At 71.0% G+C, this 6,663-nt stretch carries 8 protein-coding genes and 1 riboswitch; of the genes, 5 read left to right on the top strand and 3 right to left on the bottom strand.

All coding sequences use genetic code 11. The features are described from left to right. The 3 genes from IBX53_RS13710 to IBX53_RS13720 form a co-directional block, all read right to left on the bottom strand. On the bottom strand, positions 1-994 hold a 994-nt coding region (locus IBX53_RS13710), incomplete at its 3' end, for a phosphomethylpyrimidine synthase ThiC (RefSeq protein WP_290910198.1). 87 nt (positions 995-1,081) lie between these two features. Continuing rightward, a complete protein-coding gene (tenA, locus tag IBX53_RS13715; RefSeq protein WP_290910201.1) occupies positions 1,082-1,750 on the bottom strand; it encodes a thiaminase II in 669 nt (222 codons plus the stop codon). A gap of 88 nt (positions 1,751-1,838) precedes the next feature. Then, positions 1,839-1,976: riboswitch (TPP riboswitch) on the bottom strand. 42 nt (positions 1,977-2,018) lie between these two features. Continuing rightward, entirely contained in the window at positions 2,019-2,765 is a 747-nt protein-coding gene (locus tag IBX53_RS13720; RefSeq protein WP_290910206.1) for a CDP-alcohol phosphatidyltransferase family protein, read from the bottom strand. A gap of 214 nt (positions 2,766-2,979) precedes the next feature. Here IBX53_RS13720 and IBX53_RS13725 point away from each other — a divergent pair, with 214 nt between their 5' ends. From IBX53_RS13725 to IBX53_RS13745, 5 genes are all read left to right on the top strand, one after another. Further along, positions 2,980-3,966, top strand: coding sequence for a zinc-binding alcohol dehydrogenase (locus IBX53_RS13725; RefSeq protein ID WP_290910209.1), 987 nt, complete (start codon positions 2,980-2,982; stop codon positions 3,964-3,966). Between the two features lie 44 nt (positions 3,967-4,010). Next, positions 4,011-4,409 (top strand): 6-carboxytetrahydropterin synthase, encoded by a 399-nt coding sequence (locus IBX53_RS13730; RefSeq protein ID WP_290910212.1) that lies wholly within the window; start codon positions 4,011-4,013, stop codon positions 4,407-4,409. After that, entirely contained in the window at positions 4,409-5,482 is a 1,074-nt protein-coding gene (locus tag IBX53_RS13735; RefSeq protein WP_290910217.1) for a glycosyltransferase family 4 protein, read from the top strand. Before IBX53_RS13730 ends, IBX53_RS13735 begins: the two co-directional genes overlap by 1 nt. Next, positions 5,479-6,402, top strand: a complete 924-nt coding sequence (locus IBX53_RS13740; protein ID WP_290910221.1) for a class I SAM-dependent methyltransferase — start codon at positions 5,479-5,481, stop codon at positions 6,400-6,402. The genes IBX53_RS13735 and IBX53_RS13740 overlap by 4 nt, the downstream gene beginning before the upstream one ends. Positions 6,403-6,404: 2 nt before the next feature. Further along, on the top strand, positions 6,405-6,663 hold a 259-nt coding region (locus IBX53_RS13745; RefSeq protein ID WP_290910225.1), incomplete at its 3' end, for a hypothetical protein.

Below are 6,663 nucleotides of genomic sequence, written 5' to 3' on the forward strand. Positions count from 1 at the left end.
GGATGGTGAAGTAGTCCACCCCCTGCTCGGCCTGCTCGATCAGGGTGTCGCGGAACACCTCCCAGGTCAGGTCCTCGGCCACGCCGTTGACCTTCTCCAGCGCCTGGTAGATGGGCACGGTGCCGATGGGCACCGGCGAGTTGCGCAGGATCCACTCACGGGTCTCGTGGATGTTCTGCCCGGTGGAGAGGTCCATGATGGTGTCCGCGCCCCAGCGGATCCCCCAGGTCATCTTGTCCACCTCTGCCTCGATGGAGGAGGTCACCGCGGAGTTGCCCAGGTTGCCGTTGATCTTCACCAGGAAATTGCGGCCGATGATCATCGGCTCCGATTCCGGGTGATTGATGTTGCAGGGAATGATCGCCCGGCCCGCCGCGACCTCGGCGCGCACGAACTCCGGAGTGATCTCCTCGGGCAGCCGGGCGCCGAAGCCCTGGCCCGGGTGCTGGTGGCCCAGAATCCGTTCCACTTCTTCCGTGCCTGAGTACTTTGCAGAGAGCGCCTGGCGGCGCTGGTTTTCCCGGATGGCGATAAATTCCATCTCCGGGGTGATGATGCCCTGGCGGGCATAGTGCAGCTGGGTGACGTTCTTCCCTTCCTTGGCGCGCAGGGGCGTGCGGGTCAGATCGAAGCGCAGCTGGGCAAGCGTTGGGTCGTTGGCGCGGCGCTGGCCGTACTCGCTGGTGGGGCCGTCTAGGAACTCGGTATCGCCGCGCGCCTCGATCCAGGCGCGGCGCAGCGCGGGCAGTCCCTTTCGCAGGTCGATCTCGGCACTCGGGTCGGTGTAGGGGCCGGAGGTGTCGTAGACCAGCAGCGGCGGATTCTCCTCGTCGGCACCGGAGGTCTTGGTGGGCGATAGGCTGATCTCGCGGAAGGGCACGCGGATATCGGGGCGCGAGCCCGTAATAAAGACCTTGCGCGAACCGGGCAGCGGCTGGATGGCGGCCTCGTCGACGCGGGCGGTCTCGGCGAGGAAATGGGCGGTCTTGCTCATGTCGTGGGTCCTTGTGGTGGCGGTTGTTGTCGCTGGTGTTGTCGTTGATGTTGTCGGTGGTGTTGTCAGGGGGTCAGGGCGGCGGCGCTAGAGGGCGCGGTCCAGCCCCATTTGCCAGAAGTCGATCTCGAGCCGAGTGGCGTCGCGGAAGACCTGGGTGAGTTCGACGAAGCGCGCCGGGGTGGCGTCGGCGAGGCGGGCGTCGAGCCAGGCCTCCTCGGCGCGGCGGGCGGCCTGGAACTCCTCGCTCTCGTACATGGCGATCCAGGCGTCATAGGGGTTGGCGTCGCCTCGCAGCGTCTCGGCGCGGGTGTTGATCCAGTCGGCGATCTCGCCGTAGCCCACCAGGCAGGGGGCCAGGGCCACGTGGAGGTCGAGCAGGTCGCCGCGGTTGCCGGTGTCCAGCACGTAGCGGGTATAGGCCAGGGTGGCGCGGGCCTCGGGCAGGGCAGCGAGGTCGGCCTCGCTGATGCCCCAGTCCCGGCAGTAGCCCACATGGAGGCCGAGCTCGAGATCGACGATCGCCTTGAGGCCCTCATGGGCCTGGCGCAGATCGGTGAGGGTGCGGCTCTTGTAGGCGGCCAGGGCGTAGGCCCGAGCGAAGTGGATCAGGAACAGGTAGTCCTGCTTCAGGTAGTGACGAAAGGCGCCCTCCTCGAGGGTGCCGTCGGCCAGGCCGCGCACGAAGTCGTGTTCGATATAGGCGCGCCAGTCGTGCTGGCAGGCGGCGGTGAGGTCGCTGAAGCGGTAGCCCATCTTGTCTCCGAAGTCGGTTGACGATCCGGAGTGCGGGCGAGGGAAGGAGTGGGGCCCGGGTGTGGCGCGCTACACGGGGGTAGCCGGGGGGAGGCCGCCGCTTGATTCCTACGCCGGTACTAGCCGGATCAGGTTCAACGGGCCCCGCCGTGACGACAGCTCATTTCGAACAAGCCGTGTCGTATGGCGATCTCAGCCGGTTCCACCGGCACCCCGTCAAGCGAAGTCTCACTCTAGCAGGCCCGGATGTTTTTGCCAGCCCCGAGTCTCACTGCTGGCGGTATAGCCAGCGCACGTCCACGGCGAAGGAGAGGGTGAGCCCCGCCAGGGCGGTGGCCGCCAGCCAGCCGACGAGCATGTCTGGCGTGGCCGGCAGCAGGGCGAGGATCAGCGCCGCCACCTGCCAGACGCAGACCGCCTTGCGGCGTAGGCTTTCGGGCAGTTCGCCGGCGAGCCAGGGCCAGCGCCAGCTGGCCGCCACGAAGACGTAGCGCATGGCGCCGATGGCCAGCACCCAGGGGCCTACCCGCTCCAGCAGCAGCAGGGCCAGGCAGAGCAACAGGATGAAGAAGGCGTCGAGCTCCATATCGAAGCGGGCCCCCACGGCGCTGGCGCTGGCGGTGCGCCGGGCCACCCAGCCGTCCACGCCATCCAGGGCCAGGGCGACCAGCGCCAGGGCGAAGAGCCACTCCCCGTGGGCAGCCAGCAGGGCCGGGGCGGCCAGGGTGCCGGCCAGCAGTGCCACCAGCACGCCGCGTGCCAGGGTGACCCGGTTGGCCGCGCCGAGCCCGTCCTGTCGCCGCGGGCAGCGCCTCAGGGCGCGCCACAGCAGGGCCGCCATCCCCAGGTAGGTGGCGATGGCGAGCGGCGCTACCCATGACGCCACCAGTCCCAGCGAGGCCAACAGCCCCAGCAGGGCGATGCCGCCCAGCGCCAGCTCGATGGCCAGGCGCCAGGGGCGCGCCGCCTGGGCGGGCCCCTGTGCAGGTGGGTGGGACGAGACAGGAGAGGGCATCCGGGCTCCCGGTGGTTGTCGATTGCTGTTGTCGATCGCCGTTGTCGACGGCCATGGTGGCGAGGCATAGCCGCTATGCTGAGCCTCAGGGCCCATGTTGATTACCCTAGCAGGCGGCCGCGAGGGAAACCTCCGTCACCGCCAAAGTTGTGCGTAACGTGGTATATGTACCATTATTGTAAAAGTATTTCCTCTCCCTCCCGCTGGAGCCTTCATGTCATTCGACACTGCCACCGCCTTCTGGACCCTGGCCCCGGGGCACGGCGCCCTGCGCGAGGAACTGCTGCCTGTTCCCGGCGAGGTGGAGGTGCGGGTCAGGGCGCTGTTCGGCGGCATCAGCCGCGGCACCGAGGCGCTGGTGTTCCAGGGGCGGGTGCCCGAGAGCGAGTGGCAGCGCATGCGCGCTCCCTTCCAGGCCGGTGATTTCCCCTGGCCGGTGAAGTACGGCTACGTCAGCGTGGGGGTGGTCGAGGCCGGCCCCGAGGCGCTGCTGGGCCGGGAAGTCTTCTGCCTCCATCCCCACCAGGATCGCTACGTGGTGCCGGCTGCCGCGGTCACGCCGCTGCCCGCTGGCCTGCCCGCCGCCAGGGCGGTGCTCGCCGCCAACATGGAGACCGCGATCAACGGCTGCTGGGACGCCGAGCCGCGAGTCGGTGATCGCATCGCGGTGATCGGGGCCGGCGTGGTCGGTGCCCTGGTGGCCTGGCTCTGCGCGGCCATCCCCGGCACCCGGGTCTGCCTGGTGGATATCGCCCGGGGGCGCGCCGAACTCGCCCGCGCCCTGGGCGTCGACTTCTGCCTGGCCGGGCAGGCGCCGGCCGACAACGACCTGGTGGTGCACGCCAGCGGCAACCCCGAGGGGCTGCGCCAGGCGCTGGCGCTGGCCGGCGACGAGGCGCGGGTGGTGGAGATGAGCTGGTACGGTGATCGCGAGGCGAGCCTGCCGCTGGGGGAGGCCTTCCACTCCCGGCGGCTGCGGCTGATCGGCAGCCAGGTGGGCCGCCTGCCGGCGGAGCGCACGCCGCGTTGGGACCATGGCCGTCGCCTGGCGCTTGCGCTGGACCTGCTGCGCGACCCCTGCCTCGACGCCCTGATCAGCGGCGAGAGCGATTTCCTCGAGCTGCCCGCCCTGATGCCCCGACTCGCTGCCACCGCCGGCGAGGTGCTCTGCCACCGCCTGCGCTATGCCTCGACCGACTGATTGACGCTCAACCGATTCGACGCCCGACCGACTGGAGCCCTGACATGTACCGACTCACCGTTCGCGACCACTTCATGATCGCCCACAGCTTTCGCGGCGAGATCTTCGGGCCCGCCCAGCGAACCCATGGCGCCACCTACGTGGTGGACGTCACCTTCCAGCGCCGCGAGCTCGACGACCACGACCTGGTGGTCGACATCGGCCTGGCCGGCGAGGCGCTCAAGGCGGTGCTCGGCGAGTTCAACTTCCAGAACCTCGATGAGCTGCCGGAGTTCAAGGGGCGCAACACCACCACCGAGTTCATGGCCCGGGTGATCTTCGAGCGCCTGGCCACGGCGATCCAGCTCGGCAAGCTGGGGGAGGGCGCCGGCGGGCTCGAGGCCATGACTGTCGCCCTCCACGAGTCACATATCGCCTGGGCGAGCTTCGAGGGAACGCTATGATGGCACCCCTGACGCTGATCGTGGCCGGTGACCCCGATCAGCTCACCGGCGGCTACGTTTATGATGCCCGCATCGTCGCCGCACTGCGGGCTCGGGGCCACCGCGTCGAGGTGGTGGGGCTCCCGGGGCGTTTTCCCGTGCCCGACGACCTGGCCCGGCAGAGCATGGCCCGGGCGCTCGCGGCCCTTCCGGACGGCGCCCGGGTGGCGATCGACGGGCTCGCCATGGGGGGGCTCCCCGAGGAGATCGCCCCCCACGCCGATCGCCTGGTGATCATCGCTCTGGTCCACCACCCCCTGGCCGACGAGACCGGCCTGGACGATTCGACCCGCCGTCACCTCCACGATAGCGAGACCCGCGCCCTGGCCCTGGCGCGACGCGTCATCGTCACCAGCGCGTGGACGGCCCGCGGCCTCGACCGCTTCGGTGTGGAGGCATCAAGGCTTCGCGTGGTGGAGCCCGGCGTCGAGCCGGCCCCGCTGGCCGCCAGCGCCCTGGATCTCGAATCTCCCGGCCCCCGTCGCCTGCTCTGCGTGGCGACCCTGATCCCGCGCAAGGGCCATGACGTGCTGCTGGAGGCGCTCTCTGGTCTGCGGGAGAGCGACTGGACCCTGGAGGCCGTCGGCAGCCACGCGCGGGATCCCGCCCATGCCGCCCGGCTGTTCTCGGCCGCACGCCGCCTTGGCCTGGAGGAGCGTATCCTCTGGGCCGGGGAGCAGGATGCCAAAGGTCTGGCCGCCGCCTACCACCGAGCGGAGCTCTTCGTGCTGCCCTCGCGCTACGAGGGCTACGGCATGGTGGTCACCGAGGCCCTCTCCCGCGGGCTTCCGGTACTCACCACTACCGGTGGCGCCCTGGTCGACACCCTGCCGACGCAGGCCGGCCTGGCCGTGCCGCCCGACGATGCCGCCGCCCTGGCTGCTGCCCTGGCCACCTGGCTCGACGACGCCGAGCTGCGCCGCCGGCTGCGTCGCGGCGCCCGGGAGGCCCGCCATGGCCTGGCCGATTGGCAGCAGGCCGGCGACCGCTTCCTGGACGCCCTGGACGACCTGCCCGGGAAGGCTCCGCGATGAAGGCTTCCGACTCCGCCCGCCTGCCCGCCGGCACGACCATCCCCCCTGAGCGCTTCAGCGCCGACTGGCTCTCTCGCCGCGAGTGGCTGGACGGCCACTCGCGCAGCCATGCCCTGACCGGGCTCGCCGCCGATTGGCTCGCCGCGCGGCCCGGCGTGGATGGCGACCCCCATGGAATCGTCGATCTGGGCTGCGGCAGCGGCAGCAACCTGCGTTTCCTGGCGCCGCGACTGCCCGGGCCCCAGCGCTGGCGGCTGGTGGACCATGACCCGGCGCTGCTGGCTCTGGCCCGCCGGCACGGGGCGACCCTGCGCGACGCGAGCGGGGCCCGGCTGGCCATCGAGGCTTCCTGCCGCGACCTCTCGCCTGTGGATGACGACCTGCTGGCGGGGGCCGATCTGGTGGTGGCCTCGGCGCTGTTCGATCTGGTCTCGCGTTCCTGGGCCGAGTCGCTGGTGGCAGCCTGTGCCGCGCGCCACCAGGCGCTGCTGTTCACCCTGAGCGTCGACGGCGACTGGGCCTTCCTCGACGCCGCGGGCAAGCGCCTGGAGGACGTCGAGGACATCGCGGTCCGCGCGCTCTTCCAGGCCCACCAGCGTCGCGACAAGGGGCTCGGCCCGGCGCTGGGCGGCGAAGCGCCTACCGTGCTGGCCGCGGCCATGGCGGATGCAGGCTATCGGGTGGAGCGTGCGGCCACGCCCTGGCACCTTGCCGCCGGCGAGGACGCGCTGCTGCCGCTGGCCGAGCAGCTGCTCCAGGGCTGGCACGATGCCGCCCTGGCCCAGGCCCCGGAGGAGCAAACCCTGCTACAACGCTGGCATGCGCGCCGGCGGGCGGGCCTCGCCGCAGGAGCGCTGGGGCTGACCGTGGGGCATTGCGACCTGCTGGCGCTGCCGCCGCTGTCGGCCGGGGGCGCCTGAGCATGGCCTTTCCCCGGCGAGAGCCCCGACGCCTGCTCCGACGATTGTCCGGACGCCTGCTGAGGCCGCTGGTCGGGCTGGTGCTGCTGGTCGGGCTCGCCGGGTGGCTGGAGCCGGCGGCGATCCTCGCCCAGGTGCAGCAGCTCTCGCCGGGCTGGGCCCTGCTGGCCATGGCGCTGCTGACCCTCGCGGTGCTCGCCGCCTCGCCGTTCTGGCATGAGCTGATGGCTCGCGGCGTCAAGGGGATGGCCGCGTCGGGGT

Origin of the sequence: Halomonas sp. (assembly GCF_014859505.1) — a bacterium.
Taxonomy (GTDB): domain Bacteria; phylum Pseudomonadota; class Gammaproteobacteria; order Pseudomonadales; family Halomonadaceae; genus Halomonas.